This is a genomic window from Clostridium acidisoli DSM 12555 (assembly GCF_900176305.1).
GTDB classification, from domain to species: domain Bacteria; phylum Bacillota; class Clostridia; order Clostridiales; family Clostridiaceae; genus Clostridium_I; species Clostridium_I acidisoli.
Genome location: NZ_FWXH01000007.1, coordinates 18,644 through 37,925 on the forward strand (window position 1 = coordinate 18,644; position 19,282 = coordinate 37,925).

Here is a 19,282-nt window from a genome sequence, read left to right on the forward strand (position 1 = left end):
ATTAATGAGAAGCTAGAATTTTGGACATATAAATTTGAAAACAAATATTATGAAATATTTTATATAAATAAAGGATAAATAATCAAATTAGGAGGAGCTTCATGAAGTTTTATGGAAAAGAACTTATAATAATTAAACTTGAAGATAGATTTATAAATATTGTTCATTCCAAAAATAAAAAAATAGATTCAGCACATAAAATATCCATACCAGAAAATATGTTTAAAGACAAAGAAATAATAGATGTAGATTTTATTGCAGATAAAATCAACGGATACATATTTGAAAAAAAATTGTCTTGCGATGGAGTTATATTTGTTATTAGTGGATCAGATATTGTAATTAGACATTCTGAAACGCCAATAATGGAAGAAAGCAAAATTTTAGATGCAGCTAAGTGGGAAATGACTCAATACTTACCAGAGCAAGGGGAAGAGCATTACATAGATTATGAAATACTAAACAAACAAAATAATGAAGAAAAGAAAGTATTTAATGTATTAGTTTGTGCTGCTCCTAAGAAAAAATCAGAAGTATATAAAGAAATTGCAGATAAGATTAATTTAAAACTTATAGCAATAGAAGTTGAAGCAAATAGTATATCAAAATTATTTGAACCTGTTTATTTGAAGGATAAACAATTTCAGGATATAGGTATAATAAAGATTGATTCTAATTCTACAAGTTTTATAATTTTGCAAAACGGAAAATTGTTTTTCCAGAGAGAAGTACCTTTTGGAAAAGAAAATATTGTAAAACAAATAAGTAATAGTTACAGAATCACAGAAGCAGAAGCTTTAGATATATTAAAAAAATTTGATTTGGATTTGCCCAATGAAGAAGATGAAAAAAATCAAAGAATTAAAAGATCAATAGATAACATAATAGCTTCTTTTGAAAAATTTATTCAATTTTATTTTACTGGTAAAACAAAAAAAAATCTTGATAAAGTTTTTATAATAGAAGAGGAAGTTAAAATTAAGGGACTAGAGCAATATACTAGTGATGCATTAAATACTGAAGTTGAATTGTTTAATTTTGAATTATTTAAGTCACTTGGAATTATATATAATAATAATATTCACATAGATAATTATATTTTTTCATTAGGAACAATTTTAAAGGATGATAAGAAAAAATACATAAATCTAATTCCGTATTCAATGAAGGAAGTCTCAAAATCTAAATTAAATAAAAGCATAATATATATGGCTTCAGGTTTCTTAGGACTATTGATAATTGTATTTTTAGGAATGTTAATATATTCTTTCAAGCTAAATGGAGATAATTCTGAAGCTAAATTGAAGGTAGCGAATTATGGAGTAGTAAAGAATAAAAATGATAAGTTAGCAAAAGAAGTTAATATGGATAGAGAAAATATAGAAGAATACAATAAACTTAAAAATAATGATGATGTTACTACTGAATGGATAAAAGGGCTTCAAAACTATATGCCAGCTGATGTAAGCCTAACTACTTTATCTAGAGTAGGCAGTACTTACAGTATAATTGGCAAAGCAACACAGCCAAATTCACCAGGAGTATTACTTGCTAATTTACAGCAAAGTGAAAATTACTCAAAGGCCACTTTGCAAAGTGTTACATTTAGCGATGGTGCTTATAAATTCACAATCCAAATAGGAGGTGGAAATAATGGACAAACTAAGTAAAAGAGAAAAAATAGAAATTGCAGCTATTGTAGTTATACTAGTAGTATTTGTCTATTTCAAATTCATTATTTCGCCTATTATGCAAAAAAATTCAGAGTTAGGTTCTAGTATATCAGCACTAAATGATAAGTATAATAATATTCTGGCATTAGAAAATGAAAATGGAAGCTATAACACTGCAATAAAGAACATAAAGTCAAAGTATAACACAAGTGTTAAAGGGATACCAATGCAGCTTAAGGATGCAGAAATTGAAAATACTCTAAGCAAATTTTGTACTAAGGAGCAATTAACTTTAAGCAGCATTAATTATAACTCACAAAGTAATCAAACTAGTGCAAGTAGTAATAAGAGTGACAATAAAAGTGATAATAGTATAGTAGTTAAATTACCAGTGTCTATTACCATAAGTGGTAGTTATAAAAGTATATTAAATCTAATTAGTGATATGGAGAAGGACACTAGGGTATTTAAAGTTGGAGATTTTTCCATTACTAGTGGAGAATCTTCAGGTAGTGAAAAAGCAACAATTTCAGGAGTTTATTATTATATTAATGGCAGCACTAAACCGGACTATGATTTTAACAATGGAAACTATGGAAAAACTGATTTATTTAACTAGCACCTTAGAGAGGCGGAAAAATGAAAAAATTAAGTAGAAAAAAAGGCTTTACATTAGTGGAACTTATTATTGCAATGGCAATTTTAGTAATTGCATCAGGAGGAATTGGACTTGCAGTTGAGACATCAAGTAGTCTATATGGGCAAAATACTAGTGATTTAAAAAGCACTGAGTATACAGATAAAATACTAGAATGTTTTAAAGGAAAAGGCCTTAATAGTTTAAGCTCTATGTATAATAATAGCACAAGAGTAAATGGTGAAGATGCAACTACAACAAGTACAACTAAATATTTGTATTTATATTTTAACAATGATGACGTAAATGATAATACAGAAGATAGTTTAAACTATATACTTAAAAACACAACTAATTTCCAAATGGTTGATGAGGGAATTAATGGAGCTGCTAGTTATGCAGACTGCAGCAGCAATAATACATCAAATTATAAATATGGAGCTATTGTTACACTAACAAAAAACTATGACTACGATTTAAACGATAATAGCACTGGGGCCGCCGCAGCACAAAGATATAATTTTTATACTTATAAAATTGATGTAAAATTATATGATTTTGAAAAGGGACAAAATGTTCAAAGTGAATTGAATGTTTTAGTAAGCAGGTGATGTTCTTGTGAAAAAAAAAGGGGTAACATTAATAGAAATGATAATTGTTTTGGCCTTGATGTCCATTATTGGGTTGGCTGCTATGAATTTCTTTTCTGTAGAGCTAAATATATATGGAGATCAAAATAATGAAGCTAATATAAAAAACGATGAAAGAACTGTAACTAATTATCTTACTCAAGATATTAGAGGAACAGATGCAATGAATTCTTACAATTCAACTGCAAGCAGCTATACTAGTAACATTATTTGGAAAAGTAGTAATGAAATAAGCACAACTTTAGGTCTAACCAGCATAAATAACAATTATAAGATGTTTTTACAGAAGAAAAACAATACAGCGGTACTATATGATTTGGAAAGTGGAACCTTAAAGAGAATTTCTTATACAGTAAATTATTCCTACAGCTTTGACGCTACAACAAAAAGTCAAATTTCCAATAATGATAGCAATTTGCCTTACATTAAAGATTCAACTATAAAAACTGTAGTTGGATATGGTGATAAGGAAAATGTACAAGATTATCTACAATATATTAATGATTTGAATTCTCTAAATAATGGAGCTGAGGTATATGTAGATGCAATATTTAATAGTACGGGTAGGATAATTATGGTCTATCATATAATAGATAGCAATGGAAATAATGTTTATTATCAAATACCACTTATAGCAGGCAATGTTACTTATTCTAATCCTAAGGAGACAGATATAGCAAATAACGTATCGAATTTTGAAGTTAACGAGCTTGGCGGTACTGCTACAGATGGGCTTAACTCAATTAATACTAATCCAACTTATAGCGTAACAATTACTTTTAATAAAAAAGATGGCACAACTGAAAACATAGATGTAACTGAAAGTGAAATTAACTATGGAGGCGACCCCTTATGATACAAATTAAAGTAAATATGCAAAAACATAAGGGAGTTACCTTAGTTTATGTAATAGTTGTGATTGCAATGTTAATTGCCTTTACAGGAGCAATACTTACACTTATGGTGTCAAATATAACTTTAACGGCTAATATGAAAAATAATTATAAAGCACAGCTAGCAGCAGAAACAGGTATTCAAAGAGGAATAGAAGTATTGAAGAACAAAATTATAAATGATTCAAACAACCAAAATACATATGCAAATATGGAGGAAGATCCTACTAATACTGCTTATAGGTATGAACTGCCAGCTACAGTTCAAGGTACTAGTGGAAATCCAACTATAAGTTTTAGCTATAATGATGTAAATGGGAATAGAATAATAAAGGCTGGAAGATATGCCATAGATATAAATTCTACGGTTACGGTTAATGGTATCACGAAGACAATAGATGCATATGTGGATGAGAGGAATATAGAGAATAAATACTTTTTAAAGCTGTTTCAAACAGATGCTGGCAGCAATGAGGTGGTATCAACTACAGATGACAGCTATAAGATACTGAGCTCAAGCAATGTTGGAAGCTGGCCAGGAGTTGTGGCAGATGGGAATTCTATACCGGCAGGCAGTGAAAATAGTAGTTCTAGCTTTAAGGTGAGTACGGTTCCAGGCAGTGCTTCAGCAACATTAGTATCTGCAACCTATAAAGGTGGAAGTGGAACTAGTGCAGTGGAATTAACAGAAGCCTTCAATACTTTTTCTAGTTTTATAAAAAGTGGAACCAACGGCGTCACAGTACCTTCAATTATAACTGCTAATGAACTAAATGGACTTCTTGGAAGTGACTATTACAACACGCAAACTGTAGCAAATAACTTAAATTATGCAGGAATATATAAAATTATATTAGTTCATGGAGATGCAGATATAAGCAATTTACAGCATACTCTTGTAAATTATATTATTTATGTAGATGGAACGTTGACAATAAATGCAAACAATCCAAAACAGATAAATCTTGTAAACTGTTCAGTTTATGCAAATAATTTTGTAAATGCTTCAAACGGAGCTACTGCGATTAACATGACGGGAATGAAAAATAGCAGTACAAATGAAACACTTTTAGAGAGTTTAGTTTCAGATGGAACCAACTTATCTCAAGATCAAATAAATAAAATTAAACAAAATATAAGCTCCTTGCCGGCTAGCTACAGTGGAGCACAGTTTACGGCAAATGAAAAGGGCGTAATTGATGACGAGTTAAACAAAAATTTGGACAATTATTATAATGGACTAGAATTTAGAATTTTAGATTGGAAAGAAAGATAATAATTAGGGAAAAAATTAGTTGAAATAGCATTAATAAAATTATATTATAAAATTAGAAGATTATAGTAGTTTGGGGGGAAAAATATGAAAGGAAAATCAATTAATAGGTTAATTAGCTGTTTTGTTTCAATTTGCATTATATTAACTACTTCAATATATATTAAGCCTATTGTTGTAAATGCAGATAATACAAGTGTAAATACAAGTAGTGATCCTAATAATGGTAATTGGAATTCTGAAAATCTTACATTGAAAGACACTAGTGAAGCTGACGTAATGACCAGAGTTGGTGCTATTGATAACTTTGGGTTTGGATGGAATAAGACTACTACAAGTGGATATGGATGGTATTCAACTACAACCACAACATTTATAAATCCATTTTCAGGGGCAACTATAGGACATAATTTTCCGTTCCCAACTAAACAGCAGGATACACCACTAGGTATTAATACTATTATGGTGAATTCTGGTGCTTATAATTATATTGAGAATCATATGAGTAGTGCAGGATCGTTATATAGCAATGGTTATACTGATGGATATTCTGTTAGTAAATATCCTAATGGCTATTCCGCTTCAAATTATCCACTTTCGGTAGCACAAAATGGAAGTTACTTTGGAAGTGGATTAAGTAGTAGCAACCAAGCTTTTACTTCTGTACAACCTATAACAATAGATTACAGCAGTAATCAAAATGAATATAATTTTACAGATCCTACAGCGGCTAACTATAAATATATTAGAAATGCAGTGCTTCAGCTATTTGTTGATGACTTTCAAGCAGGTCCTACATCTGCTTCTACAAATCCAAATGCAAGTACTCATAGGTTTACGGGAAAATATCACTTTACTATAAACGGCACGGAAATACAAGAATTTAGTGATGCAATTAACTCTCTAAATCAATCAGGACCAGTGGGACAACTTATTACGCTTAGAATTCCAACTCAATATTTAAATTTACTTAAAACTGGATCTATACAGATAAAGATAGATGATCCAACTACAAGTAATGCTGCAGATGGATATGCTATAAATTTTGCTAAACTTCTTATAAATGATAAAGCTATTCAAGACTATGGAACTGTAACAGGAAAGGTTACAAGTTCAAGTGGTACTGCTCTTGAAGGTGCAACTGTATCAGATTCCTTTGGAGATACAACCACAACAGCAGCAGATGGAACTTATACGCTATCTGATGTACCAGCAGGTTTAGGAATGCTTACAGCTTCACTTAAAAACTACCAAACTGCTCAACAAAATGTAAGTGTTACTGTTGGAAATAAGACAACAGCAAATTTTACATTACAGCCTAACACAGTTCAGCAGCCTACTATAAGTGAAAGTGCATCAAGTAACTCAAATGCAGATACAAATAGTCCAAGAACTATTACAGTTAATTATGCAGATCAAAGCAAAGTTCCAGCGGGAACAAAAGTGTTTTATCAAGGGCCAAGTGATACAGTTCCTTTTTGGCATGACTACACAGGAGCTTTTACAGTAAGTTCAGATCAGACAATAAAAGCCTATGGCATGAACAGTGATGATAGCTTACGAAGTAATACTACTCAATATGACGTTAAAGATATATTGCCAGAAAAGCCAACTTTTACGGAAAATTCAGTGGATGGAAAGCATAAACAGGTAACGGTAAATTTTCCTAATAGCAGTGGGGTAACGACTTCAGATGAAGTTATTAATTATCAAGGACAAGGTGATAGCACACCAACAGATCATCATGTTACAGGAACTTCAGTTACTATTGATATATATAACAATCAAACAATTTCAGCAATTACAAGCGGCAACTTTAATGGATGGGATGGAAGCACTAGTGCAATAACAAGTAAAGAATCTAGTTTTACTGTAAGTGATGTTGTTCCAGATAAACCAACAATAACTTATTCAGACGATGGAGCAGCACAAGAAAAGGTAACTATAGATTTTACTAATACTAGTGGAATCAGCTTGAATGAATATGATATAAGTTATGTAGATGAAAATGGTGTCAGTGGGAATCATGTTATAACAGGTTCAAATATGACTTATCCTAAATACACTTTTGATGTTAATAAGAGTCAAACTGTATATGCGTATAGTAAAGATACAAAAGGTAACCAAAGTGAAACAGCATATAAAGTAGTTAATATTAAACCGCCAGTACCATTATTTTCTGAAGCAGCAGCAACGGACAACCCTAATAATAAAATAATTACAATTGACTTTGGAAATTCTTCTAAATACAGCTTGCAAAATGAGCATGTTACTATTCAAGCTAATGGAGAAAACAGTGAAACAGATCATGTAGCAGCAGTAACTCCAAATGCACAAGGGGAATATATAGAAACCTTTGAAGTAAGTAAAGATCAAGCAATAACAGCTTATAGTATTGATACTACTAATGTGCAAGGAAACACTGGAAATTATGAAGTTACAGATATCAATCCAGGAGATCCAGTTATAAATGTTTCCCCAGCAGCAGATGGAAGCACCCATAAGGTAGTAACAATAACTTATCCTAATAGCAATGGTGGAAGCTTAATTGCACAAAATTACAGTATATCGGATTATAGCAAAAGCAATATAGGTTTACCAAGTACTGCTTATGCAGGCTCCTTTACAGTTTCAAAGGATGAGAGAGTTAATGCACAAAGCGAGACAAGTTATGTTTCAAGCAGTGGAGTTCCTGATAATGAATATAGTAATGTAGTACCTGAGGATATAACAATAAATCCAGATAAACCAACTATTACACAAAATAGTAGCTATATATCACCAGCAGGTTCAAGTTATAAAGAGATAACTGTAAACTTTGCAAATAACAATGGAGAAAATTTAACTGATGAATATATAAATATTACAACGGTAGATCCAGTTAGTGGAATAGAGACGCCTGAAACGATACACAAAACAGCAAGTGATACTGATTTTGCAACTTATTATACATTTATTGTTAAGTCGTCACAGACAATAACAGCTTCTGATAAAGATGCTGTAGGTACTAGCAGTGATACTGGAAGCCTTGACTTTGCTAGGCAATCTAATATTGATACACCAACAATAAGTGAAACAAAGGATACTGCAGGAACAAGTGCACAGGCAGTAGTTAAATTTACAAGCAAAAGTGATGAACCTACGGATAAAGTTGTAATTAACATTCAAAATACATCAGGTAACATGAACTACACTAAGACATTGTATGCAAATGATATTAGTGGTCTAACACCTGTAAGTACAAATGATGGAGTTACAACGTATAGTTATACTTTAAGTGATACAGCCGCTAAAATTACATTAAATGGAACAGTAATAACTGCAACAGCTTATGACACAGCAGACAATGAGCAAAGTAATCCAGCGCCATATACAGTTACAGATATACTGCCAGCTGCACCAACTATAGAAAGTATTACAGTTTCAGATGATGAGAAGAGTGCAATAGCAAGCATTAGTTATCCAAATACAAATGGAACGGATGTTGTAAAGGAATTGTATAGGATTGTTTCAAATCCAAAGGATCCATCACTTTCAAATGATCCAAAGGATGCATCTTGGAGCATATATCCATCAGATGGAAGTGAAATAAGCATAACGCAAGGTGGATATCTTCAAGCTATAGCTGTAGATGCAAATGAAAATATAAGTGCTATTACAACTTCTAGTTCAATACAATTAAATGATTATAGTTTGCAGGCTTCTAGCAATATAACTTATGTGGCACCTACAACAGGAACTAGAACAGATGATACAGGAAATACGGCTACAATAGATTATTCTATAATGGATAATAATTCAGTAGTAGCATCAAAGACAAATGAAAATAATAGTTTAAACATTACATTTACAGTTGCAGATAATAACATTAAAATATTAGACAATTCTGGAAATGAAGTTAGTACAATTACTGTAGCTGCAGGAACTCCAATTAAAATTGTAAGTAGCACTGGAAATTCTGTAACAACAAGTATAAAAGCCTCTCTTTCAGATGGTAGCCATACTGTAACCTTAGCATCTATTAATGTTCAGGTTGGAAATGACGTAAGTTTAAGATAGAAAGAAAAACATAACATTCAGATGGAAATTACTTCTGTCTGAATGTTATTTAAATTATATATGTTTTAAGGAAAGGAAAGACTTATGAAAGACAACAAAAAACTGAGTGAGTTACTTTTTAAAGATCAAGTAATAAAGAATTCAACATTTTTTTATTACCTGTGCCTATTAATAATTATAGTTATGGCATTTATTTATGGCTTAAGTTTTACAACTATGAATGATGGCTTTTGGCATATCAAAGTAGGAGAGTATATTTTAAAAAATAAAACGATTCCCCATTATGATATTTTTTCATGGTATGGAAAGAGTCAGCACCTTTCATGGATAAATCATGAATGGTTATTTGGAATAATTGCATACTTAGTATATTCAATAGATGGATTTTTTTCGGTATCAATATTTATGGGAATAATAAGTGTGTTAATTGCTTTGCTTTTAAACAAACTAGTATTAATTAGAACTAAAAATAAGTGGATTGCACTTTTTTGTACAAGCTTTTATATTCTTATTTTGAATCATGGATTTAGTGTAATGTACAGACCTATCATGATTTCTTGTGTAATTATACTGATAGTAAACATTTTGTTTGAAAAAGAAAAGTACTTATGGGCATTAGCAATGACTATAGTGGGTATAAATGTACATGGTGGCATTTATCCAGTGTATATTATGTTATTTGGATATTATACTATTCTTAAAAAGTCTAAGTGGTTTTTTGCTTGTTTATCAGGAATTTTAGTAAATCCATATACATATAATTTATACATTTATACATACAAAACTATGAAAGAACTTCAATTAAACAAAAAATTCATATCTGAATGGCATACAGTAGCATTATTTGATTATAAAATTCCATTAATAATTATAGTAATAACAGCTTTAACATATGCACTAACAAGACTTAATTTAAGGGAAATAATATTTTCGGGTGCATTTATTTTATTGTCAATATCTTCTTATAGACAATTAGTATTTCTAGTAATTGTAGTTTTACCAATGGTAGCACCGTATATTAATAGTGCAATAGATGAACTTTTAAACAACTACGTATTTAAATTTAAATTATTTCAAATTAATAAGTTATTTAGAATTGAAAAATCAGTATTTTTAAAGAGTTCTAGTTCCATAATAATATTAGTGATTTTATCTTTTAGCAATGTTAAGTATTGCTACAATTTTTTTGATAATGGAATGAATATATTTAAAGTTGAAGCTGCTACAAATCCGATTTATGCAGTAGATTATATAAATAAGCATCCAGAGATAAAGAGTAGTAAATTATTTAGTCACTATAATGATAGTCAATATTTAATTTTTAGAGGAATTCCAACCTTTGTAGATAGTAGAGAGGATTTATTTGATCCTGAATTTAACAGTAATACTACAGTACTATATGATGTTATTTTACATATAATAGATGGATATAATCCACAGGCACTAATTACAAAATATAAAATAAATTATATATTAATTAATAAATCTTATTCAATTTATAATACTTTTAAATCATATAAAAACTTAGGTATAATATACCAAGATAAAAATTATTGTATATTCAAGGTAAATTATTATGTAAAATAAGAGTAAAAACATAATTCTATATTAAAATTTAATGAATTTATAAAAATTGTACAGTAAAAAACGGATTCTTATGTTATTATAATTTTATATTGGAAATTTTATGGAAATTGATAGGAGAAGTTTTTTATGTACGAAAACAAACATGTGGTAAAGAAAATCATATTTCAAAACATACACTTATTGATATTATTAGTCCTATTGTCCTTCGCTTTCATCTACGGCTTAACCTTTAAGATAGTAAATGATGGCTTTTGGCACATAAAGGTAGGGGAATACATTATAAAAAATATGGCAATCCCATACCACGATATTTTTTCTTGGTACGGGAAAGGTATGAATCTCAAGTGGATTAGTCATGAATGGTTATTTGGAATTGTGGCGTATTTTGTGTATTCCATTCATGGCTTTTTATCCGTTTCTATTTTCATTGGAGTTGTGAACACTATAACATGTATTTTGCTTTATTCACTTGTAAATATTAGAAGCAAAAACAGATGGGTTTCATTAATTTGTACAAGTTTTTATTTAATTTCATTGTATAGTGATGTAGGACTTGCCTTTAGACCACTTACAGTATCCGTTCCAGTAATTCTTTTTTTGTGTATTTTATTAGAAAAAAGGAAGTACTTAATTGGTCTTATTGTTTTAACAGTAGGTATTAATCTTCATGGTGGTATATATCCTATTTATATCATTATATTTGCCTATTACACGCTTTTTAAGAACTATAAATATTTCATAGCCTCACTACTATGTATCTTGATAAATCCATATACATATGACATATACATGTACACGATAAATGCTATGAAGTCAATGTCAGTTGAAAAAACATATATTAACGAATGGAAGGTTACTGCACTATACGATTATAAGGCCTCCTTAGTAATTGTTGTATTTATTGTATTTATCTATGCATTTAATAAAGTTAAAGTTAAAGATATATTGTTTTCTGGAAGTATTATACTTTTAGCTTTTTCATCAAATAGACAGATTATATTTTTATCAATTTTAGCCTTACCAATTTTATCGCAATATGTATCAATTGGAATAGAATATATAATTTCGAGTTTCCCGGTTGAAATGAATATTGTAAAGCCCTTAAGAGGGATAATAACTAAAAACTTAGTAAGAGTTGCTATTTTTGTAATGGTTCAAGCAATTTTAATAATACCTAATGTTTTCTACACATGTGATTTTTTTTCAAATAAGGTGACACTATATAAAGTAAATAATAGTGATGAACCTGTTTATGCAGCTAATTACATAAATAATCATCCGGAGATTAAATACAGTCACTTATTAAGCCATTATAATGACAGTCCATATCTTATATTTAGAGGGATTCCAAGTTTTGTGGATAGTAGAGCAGATTTATTTTTGCCAAGTTACAATAAAAATACAAATGCATTTTATGATTTTATGAGAGGTTTTGTGGACGACTATGAACCGGATAAGCTTATAAAAAAATATAAGATAAATTATATATTAATAAACAAATCATACACAGTATATGATACTTTGAGGGATTATAAAAACCTTTCAGTAGTTTATGATGATGATAATTATTGCATATATAAAGTAGATTTTTACTAATAAACATATAATATATCCACTGTAGCTGTGGCTTATTGTTAACAGATTAGGTTATAATGTTATTATAAATTATTTGTTTAGGCATTTTTAAGGTGATTTGTTTTTGCTTAAAGGAAAGAGTGATGTATGTGATTATAAGGAATAATGTTATAAAAGTTGATAAAATTGATTTAGAACAGGTTTTTAGTATTGGTGATGAAAAATTGTTGTATGAGGATGCACTTTTTTTCGATTTAGAGCATTATGTTTATAAAAAGCCAATATGTATTGGAGTGTTTGGATGCTCATATTATGATAAACTTTCAAATTCCATTTGTGTAACCCAATATATGATAGAAAATAAAAATGATGCTTCAAAGATTATTAAAATGTCAAATAAATATTTTAACGAACAAAATGAAAAGTATGGTAAAAAATATATTGTCACTTTTTCAGGCAATAATGATTTTACAGTTTTAAGATACTTGTATAATAAAATGGGTATAGATTATAAAGTAGAAGAAATTTTTTTGCAAATTGACCTGCAAAAAGAATATGAAAAAGAAAAAAAAGAGGGAATAGGTCTTAAAAAACTTGAAAAAATATTTGAAATTGATAGAGAAAGTGAGCTCATTAGCGGATCTAACCTTGCAAAAACTATAAATAAAATAATATGTGATGATACTTATTTTGATAGAATGCCTGTTGAAAAAAAAGATAAGATATTGTTTTATAATGAGCAAGATGTAGTAAGTTTATTCTACATTATGACAAATTGGAAAAAATATATGAAAACTGAAGATAAAGAAAAAAAAGAATTTGAAACAAGTGATTAATTTATGTGATTTATGTCAAACATCATGATATGTGCAAGTTCGTTGTACAAATATCGTAATGGAGATGTTTATATAAAACATGAATAAAAATAAATTTATGCAACAAGGAAAAAGAAAATCTGGTTTTACACTTATTGAAGTAATTGTTGTTATTGCAATTCTTGCAATACTTGGAGCAATTCTTGTACCCAATGTGCTTGGCTATAGAGAAAAAGCTGAAAAATCTAACATTCAAACTAGTGCAAAAACTGTTGTTAGTGCAATAGAGGCATATAATTCTGATAAAGATAGCAATGCTGATCAAATAAGTGATGCTGCTGATGCAATTCAATATCCAGCAGGAATCACAGATTTGGTTTCAGAAAAAGTATTAGATGGAAGTAAGATACCAACTTGTCTTGATGGAACTCATGAAGTACAATCCTTAGCGAATTTAGAAAAGGTAGCAGATGGAGATTTTTCTGTAAATGCCATGAATGGAGCAGCATCTACAATTACTATTCAATAAACTAAGGTTAATTATTATGTAAGGGGTTATGGTGATATAGTAATGAATTTAATAATTAGTTTATTTGTTTTTATCACAGGGTTAATATTTGGAAGTTTTTTCAATGTTTGTATTTTTAGAATTCAAAAGGGAGAGTCGATTTCATATCCTCCCTCCCATTGTACTAGCTGCAATAATAGATTAAAATGGTATGATTTAATACCAATATTAAGTTACGTTTTCTTAAAAGGAAAATGTAGATATTGTAAAGAAAAAATATCACTTAGATATCCAACGGTAGAATTAATAACAGGAATTTTATTTTATTTGGTGTATTTTAAATATGGACTAGCTATTTTGACGATAAAGTTTATTGTGTTTATATCAATTCTTATAATCATTGGTATGATAGATTTTGATACAACAGATGTTTATTTTAGTACTACGTTAACAGGTGCTATTTTTGGGGTAGTGTTTATATTAGCAGATGTTTATTTTAAAAATAGTATAACTACATATGTACTTGGAGGTATTATTGGAGGAGGAGTTATAGCACTCATTATAATAGGATCCAAGATAATCATTGGTACCGAGGGTATGGGCTGGGGAGATGCTGAGATATGTTTAGTAGTTGGACTTTTCCTCGGATTTAAACTTACAATTGTAATGCTGATGATTTCCTTTGTACTTGGAGGAATAATAGGAATAGTGCTTATAGCTATGAAAATAAAAACTAGAGAGGACTATATACCCTTTGGTCCATTTATTGTACTTGCAGCTATATTAACCACATTTTTTGGACAAGATATCATAAGCTACTATTTAAATATGTTAATAAGATAGGTCTCTAATATATGTATATTCATGTAAGTCGAAGTGGGAGGCTTACGGATGGTAGTGAATGGATAAGTTAAGGAAGCTTCTTCTGGCTTTGCCAGAAGAAGCTTCCTTAACTTTTTGCTGAAAGTAAATTTTTAATTAAGACTCTAATTTAAGCTAGAGCAGCTTCTAATTTTTCAATTCCAACTTTTATTCTTTTAATTGACTCTTCTTTACCAATTATATCGGCAATTTCAAAAGCACCACCTGGTGTGAACTGTTTTCCAGAAAGAGCAGTTCTTAAAGGCCATAAAATTATTCCATTTTTAACCTCTAGTTCTTTTGCAAGTGCCATCATAGAATCATGAATAACATCAATATTCCAATCACTTAAGGCTTCTAAAATTGGAAGTGATTTTTTTAGGCTAGTAAGTGAGTTCTCTGTATTTGTCTTCATCTTTTTATGAGTATATATAGCTATATCATACTCAGGAAGAGTATCAAAAAAATCAACCATTTCAGGTATTTCACCTAAAACTTCAACTCTAGTCTGTAAAAGTTCACTGATTTTTAGAAGGTCTATGTTTTTGTTTGTTATAACACCTTCATAATATGGAGAAGCAAGTTCATGGAATTTTTCAGGAGACATTCTCTTGATATATTCGCCATTCATCCATCTTAATTTTACAGGGTCAAATATTGCAGGGGATTTATTTATTGTAGCATAATCAAATTTCTCAGTTAACTCAGCAAGAGTGAATATTTCATTTTCACCTTCAGGATTCCAGCCAAGTAAAGCAATGAAATTAAGCACTGCTTCTTTTATATAACCTTTGTTTATTAAATCTTCAAAGGAAGCATCACCATTTCTTTTACTAAGTTTACTGTGTGCATCTTTCATTATTGGTGGACAGTGAACATATATTGGAACTTCCCATCCGAACGCCTCATAAAGTCTGTTATATTTAGGTGCAGATGAAAGATATTCATTTCCTCTCACCACATGAGTTATGCCCATAAGATGATCATCTACTACATTTGCAAAGTTGTATGTAGGAAATCCATCAGATTTTATAAGGATCATATCATCAAGTTCTGAATTATCTACTGAAATTTTTCCATAGATAACATCATCAAAGGTAGTTGTTCCAGTGGTTGGGTTATTTTGTCTTATTACATAAGAAACACCATCTTTAAGTTTTTGTTCAATTTCTTCTTTTGGAAGGTTTTTGCAATGTTTATCATATTTAAAAGGCCTTTTTAAAGCTTCGGCATTAACTTTTAATATGTCTAGTCTTTCCTTTGAACAAAAACAGTAATAAGCTTCACCTTTTTCAACTAACTCTTTTGCGTAATCTAGGTACATACCTTTTCTTTCACTTTGAACATATGGACCAACAGGACCACCTATATCAGGACCTTCGTCATGTACAAGTCCAGTTTCTTTTAAGGTCTTGTAGATAATGTCTACGGCACCCTCAACAAAACGCTCTTGGTCCGTATCTTCTATTCTTAATATAAATTTACCACCATCATGCTTTGCTATTAAATAAGTGTATAAAGCAGTTCTAAGGTTACCAATATGCATATAACCAGTAGGACTTGGTGCGAATCTAGTTCTAATTTCTTTTGAAGACATTTTACTCACTCCTATGAATATAAAATTAAAGCCCCCCACCACTTTAAGATGAAAGGCATTTATACTAAAACACTATCCTTATAATAATATAATAGAAAAATGGTGTCAATAGCTAAATACAAAGCGCAGTGTCAAATTATATTCATATTACAAAATTAAAATCTTAAATAAGAATTACCATCTAGAGGGATAACAACTTTTAGAGGTGGTTTATCGCCCACAAGACCTATTGAATAAATACTGTAAAATCGATTTTCTCTTAAATTTATATTGGGCACATTTAAAAGTAAATTTCCATTCTTGGTGTCTTTTATCTGAAAATTGTATTTATTTGGGTTTAGAGGAATGTAGTCTGTTACTCCTCTGTATGGTACATTAGTAAAAAGTTTTCTACCATTTATAAGTGATAAATCAACAGGTCTTGAATTTGGAGATAAATTAACAAACCTTAAAAATAGTTTTCCAGGAATAATGGGACCCTTTGGCTCAAGTATTGTTTGCAAATCTATTTTTGGAACATAGCCTACTGCAGCAATTGTATAAATTGAAGAATCATTTATGTTTATGTTTTTTGTTAATAATGTTTTATTTGGTTGATTAAATGGAGTTAGTTTAACATTATATGAACCTTGTCTTAATGGTAAATATTTTGTGAAATCTCCATAATGAAGATTTTGTACAACTCTCCTATTATTTAAATAAACATCAACGGCAGGTGCATTTGGAATAGAATGAAATATTCTTGCATTAGAAAGCGAAGGTTGTAATCTAGAATCATTGGAATATGAATCAAAATACATATAAAGGTCACCTTTCAAATATTGTTCTTTATTAGTATATGTTCATAATTGTTATATGATAATAATATTATTCATAATTATAAAAAGAACTGCTTTAAAATCATTTTAGTGATTTTGAAACAGTCCTTTTAAAGTAAAGGAACTTAAAATTATCTTCGTTACAACCTACATACATATTTACACACCCATTAATAATCTTTCAACTATTAAAGAGCATCTCAACACATATATAAATCTTGGCTCGACTGTATAAAATACTTTAAAAACTATATAAAATCTTTCGACCTTATATAACCTTTATATATTAAAAATTAATATAATAAGCAATCTATACAGTCTCAGCTCGACTATTATACATAACTACAAACCACGTATACACCTTTGTGGCATATAAATAGCTATACGCCACATATAATAATCTTCCTCCGGCATATAAACAGCATTTTCATACCATTTATACACCTTATGTCGAATATTTTACAACCTATTTTTTTATAAATCACAAAATACTCTTCGCACAACAAATTTAAATCCTCTTTACGTTATTTATGATAACCAAATTGAAAAATTTTATTCCATAATTAAAAAAAATCTTTATAATTAAAAAAATGTGTTGATATATAGCGTTTATTGCGGATAATATATAGGTATGAAATAATTTATATATTATAAATTTTTAAAATACAAAAATTTGGTAATAATTAATTATAATGAGGGGTGTTAAAATGGAATTAAGTGATAAAAGTATTATAGTTCTCGCAGAAGATGGGTTTGAAGATATGGAGGCTATTTATCCTATTTTAAGATTAAGAGAAGAGGGTATAAAGATAACTGTAGTTGGAACGGGAAACAAAGATAGTTATACAGGAGAACATGGATATACTTTAGATGTAGATGATTACCCAAGTGCTGTTAATCCAGAAGAATACGATGGAATTATTATACCGGGTGGTTTATCAGCATATAAACTTAGAAGCAACATATATATAAAAGATATTGTCTCTAAAATCAGTTGTAGCAAAAAACTTGTTGGTTGTACAGGACTTGGAGCTGCAGTTTTAATTTCTGCAAAAGTTATAAGCGGATATCAGATAACTTGTCCAGAAGAGATTGTTGACGATATAATAAATGCAGGTGGTGATTATACCAACATTGGAAATTACGTTGATAATAATTTAATAAGTGCAAAAATACCAGGAAATTTGCCACAATTTATGAATAATATATTTGAATTTTTAAGCAGTGAAAGTGGTGAATTAACAAATAAGTAAAGGAAGAAAAAATAGTTTATGGGAAAGATATGTTACAGTGTTAACTATGTAAATAGAAATTTGGATCAATTTATTAATTTATTAAAAAAGTATCAAATTAATTGCATTATAGATATAAGAGAAAATCATAATATTGAACAAATATATTCTTCGTTTAAAAGAGAAAGCATAAAAAAAAGTCTTAATAACATTGGCATTTATTATATAGATATGAATAGAGAGTTTAGCTTAAAAAATGGTAAATATTCCTTTGATGATATTGTGGTTAATTTGGATTATAAAAGAGGAATTGAAAGAATTATATCAGGAATAGATAAAGGATATAAAATAGGATTATTGTGTGAGGAAAATACAACAAAAAATTATGGTAAAGCAAGTTTCGTTGCATATGGACTTAAAAAAAATGATGTTTATGTAGAAAATATTATTGATGAAGAGCATGTAAAGTCTCAAAAAGAAATTGAAGAAACTTTTATGAAAGTATATAAGATTAAGTTAATTAAAAAAGTAGCAGAATTGTCAATAAGCAATATAATGAAAAACATTGATTTAGATATGGATGAATCAGACTTTAAGGCAGAAATGCTAGAAGAAAGTTATGAAATTAATTATAAGCTTCTTCTAGAAGCATTATGAAATTGTAAAGTCATGATGTTTTTTATTTCATAATAGTTGATATGGGTGAAGGGTTTTCACCTATGCTTCGCGGTGAAAAGGTGAAGGGTGGCTAAAGCGAGGTGAAGGGTTTGACGGACGCTTTGCTGGTCAAAGGTGATATTTTTTCCGTGGGAAAAAGCTATGGATGATTTTTCTACGCTATGCTGCGAAAAATCTTTTAACTTAAAATTATCCCATGACTACCATACCGTAACACTAAAATCTTTTTTAAAGTGTGGGATAACGGCTGCTACGTCTCTTTGTATAGTAATAAAAACTTAAGTAGATAAGGTTACATCTAAGAACAAAACCTATGGTTAAAACATGTATTAGAGTTATCTTTATATATTAAGGCACATTAATTTATTATTTTTCTGACGTAGGAGGAAAAATTTCCTTATCCTTTATGGATTTATCCATAAAACC

The 19,282-nt window shown here is 29.5% G+C and carries 15 protein-coding genes; 13 read left to right on the plus strand and 2 right to left on the minus strand.

Going from position 1 to position 19,282, the window contains the following annotated elements; genetic code table 11:
- The first annotated feature begins 101 nt into the window (after positions 1–101).
- From pilM to B8978_RS10640, 11 genes are all read left to right on the plus strand, one after another.
- Complete coding sequence (pilM, locus tag B8978_RS10590; RefSeq protein ID WP_084115966.1) at positions 102–1,670, plus strand: pilus assembly protein PilM; 1,569 nt, start codon at positions 102–104, stop codon at positions 1,668–1,670.
- Complete coding sequence (gene pilO / locus B8978_RS10595) at positions 1,654–2,292, plus strand: type 4a pilus biogenesis protein PilO (RefSeq protein ID WP_084115968.1); 639 nt, start codon at positions 1,654–1,656, stop codon at positions 2,290–2,292. The genes pilM and pilO overlap by 17 nt, the downstream gene beginning before the upstream one ends.
- A gap of 20 nt (positions 2,293–2,312) precedes the next feature.
- Positions 2,313–2,921 carry a prepilin-type N-terminal cleavage/methylation domain-containing protein gene (locus tag B8978_RS10600; RefSeq protein WP_084115970.1) on the plus strand — a complete coding sequence of 203 codons (609 nt, stop codon included), beginning with the start codon at positions 2,313–2,315 and terminating at the stop codon, positions 2,919–2,921.
- Between the two features lie 7 nt (positions 2,922–2,928).
- Positions 2,929–3,816 carry a prepilin-type N-terminal cleavage/methylation domain-containing protein gene (locus B8978_RS10605; RefSeq protein ID WP_084115972.1) on the plus strand — a complete coding sequence of 296 codons (888 nt, stop codon included), beginning with the start codon at positions 2,929–2,931 and terminating at the stop codon, positions 3,814–3,816.
- Positions 3,813–5,129 carry a hypothetical protein gene (locus tag B8978_RS10610; protein WP_084115974.1) on the plus strand — a complete coding sequence of 439 codons (1,317 nt, stop codon included), beginning with the start codon at positions 3,813–3,815 and terminating at the stop codon, positions 5,127–5,129. The genes B8978_RS10605 and B8978_RS10610 overlap by 4 nt, the downstream gene beginning before the upstream one ends.
- A gap of 84 nt (positions 5,130–5,213) precedes the next feature.
- Complete coding sequence (locus B8978_RS10615) at positions 5,214–9,185, plus strand: carboxypeptidase-like regulatory domain-containing protein (RefSeq protein ID WP_084115976.1); 3,972 nt, start codon at positions 5,214–5,216, stop codon at positions 9,183–9,185.
- 84 nt (positions 9,186–9,269) lie between these two features.
- On the plus strand, positions 9,270–10,772 hold the full coding sequence (locus B8978_RS10620; protein ID WP_084115978.1) for a hypothetical protein: 1,503 nt from the start codon (positions 9,270–9,272) through the stop codon (positions 10,770–10,772).
- A gap of 126 nt (positions 10,773–10,898) precedes the next feature.
- Positions 10,899–12,368 (plus strand): hypothetical protein, encoded by a 1,470-nt coding sequence (locus B8978_RS10625; protein WP_084115980.1) that lies wholly within the window; start codon positions 10,899–10,901, stop codon positions 12,366–12,368.
- Positions 12,369–12,496: 128 nt separating this feature from the next.
- Positions 12,497–13,183 (plus strand): ribonuclease H-like domain-containing protein, encoded by a 687-nt coding sequence (locus B8978_RS10630; RefSeq protein WP_084115982.1) that lies wholly within the window; start codon positions 12,497–12,499, stop codon positions 13,181–13,183.
- Between the two features lie 79 nt (positions 13,184–13,262).
- Positions 13,263–13,691 carry a type II secretion system protein gene (locus tag B8978_RS10635; protein ID WP_139796032.1) on the plus strand — a complete coding sequence of 143 codons (429 nt, stop codon included), beginning with the start codon at positions 13,263–13,265 and terminating at the stop codon, positions 13,689–13,691.
- A gap of 42 nt (positions 13,692–13,733) precedes the next feature.
- Positions 13,734–14,513 carry a prepilin peptidase gene (locus B8978_RS10640; protein WP_084115984.1) on the plus strand — a complete coding sequence of 260 codons (780 nt, stop codon included), beginning with the start codon at positions 13,734–13,736 and terminating at the stop codon, positions 14,511–14,513.
- 148 nt (positions 14,514–14,661) lie between these two features.
- Here B8978_RS10640 and gltX read toward each other — a convergent pair whose 3' ends face one another.
- Entirely contained in the window at positions 14,662–16,128 is a 1,467-nt protein-coding gene (gene gltX / locus B8978_RS10645) for a glutamate--tRNA ligase (protein WP_084115986.1), read from the minus strand.
- Positions 16,129–16,283: 155 nt separating this feature from the next.
- Positions 16,284–16,928, minus strand: a complete 645-nt coding sequence (locus B8978_RS10650) for a DUF4397 domain-containing protein (RefSeq protein WP_084115988.1) — start codon at positions 16,926–16,928, stop codon at positions 16,284–16,286.
- A 725-nt stretch (positions 16,929–17,653) separates the two neighbouring features.
- Between B8978_RS10650 and B8978_RS10655 the strand changes: the two genes are divergently transcribed.
- On the plus strand, positions 17,654–18,199 hold the full coding sequence (locus B8978_RS10655; protein ID WP_084115990.1) for a DJ-1/PfpI/YhbO family deglycase/protease: 546 nt from the start codon (positions 17,654–17,656) through the stop codon (positions 18,197–18,199).
- A gap of 18 nt (positions 18,200–18,217) precedes the next feature.
- The gene (locus tag B8978_RS10660; protein ID WP_084115992.1) at positions 18,218–18,835 is read left to right on the plus strand and encodes a DUF488 family protein; all 618 of its coding nucleotides are present in this window, start codon (positions 18,218–18,220) and stop codon (positions 18,833–18,835) included.
- Positions 18,836–19,282 lie beyond the last annotated feature (447 nt).

Excerpts from the sequence above, each read along its gene's own strand:
- B8978_RS10625 (WP_084115980.1), top strand. The coding sequence starts at position 10,899 with ATGTACGAAAACAAACATGTGGTAAAGAAAATCATATTTCAAAACATA.
- B8978_RS10615 (WP_084115976.1), top strand. The coding sequence starts at position 5,214 with ATGAAAGGAAAATCAATTAATAGGTTAATTAGCTGTTTTGTTTCAATT.
- pilO (WP_084115968.1), top strand. The coding sequence starts at position 1,654 with ATGGACAAACTAAGTAAAAGAGAAAAAATAGAAATTGCAGCTATTGTA.
- pilM (WP_084115966.1), top strand. The coding sequence starts at position 102 with ATGAAGTTTTATGGAAAAGAACTTATAATAATTAAACTTGAAGATAGA.
- B8978_RS10655 (WP_084115990.1), top strand. The coding sequence starts at position 17,654 with ATGGAATTAAGTGATAAAAGTATTATAGTTCTCGCAGAAGATGGGTTT.
- B8978_RS10635 (WP_139796032.1), top strand. The coding sequence starts at position 13,263 with ATGAATAAAAATAAATTTATGCAACAAGGAAAAAGAAAATCTGGTTTT.
- gltX (WP_084115986.1), bottom strand. The coding sequence starts at position 16,128 with ATGTCTTCAAAAGAAATTAGAACTAGATTCGCACCAAGTCCTACTGGT.
- B8978_RS10600 (WP_084115970.1), top strand. The coding sequence starts at position 2,313 with ATGAAAAAATTAAGTAGAAAAAAAGGCTTTACATTAGTGGAACTTATT.
- B8978_RS10610 (WP_084115974.1), top strand. The coding sequence starts at position 3,813 with ATGATACAAATTAAAGTAAATATGCAAAAACATAAGGGAGTTACCTTA.
- B8978_RS10650 (WP_084115988.1), bottom strand. The coding sequence starts at position 16,928 with ATGTATTTTGATTCATATTCCAATGATTCTAGATTACAACCTTCGCTT.
- B8978_RS10640 (WP_084115984.1), top strand. The coding sequence starts at position 13,734 with ATGAATTTAATAATTAGTTTATTTGTTTTTATCACAGGGTTAATATTT.
- B8978_RS10660 (WP_084115992.1), top strand. The coding sequence starts at position 18,218 with ATGGGAAAGATATGTTACAGTGTTAACTATGTAAATAGAAATTTGGAT.
- B8978_RS10620 (WP_084115978.1), top strand. The coding sequence starts at position 9,270 with ATGAAAGACAACAAAAAACTGAGTGAGTTACTTTTTAAAGATCAAGTA.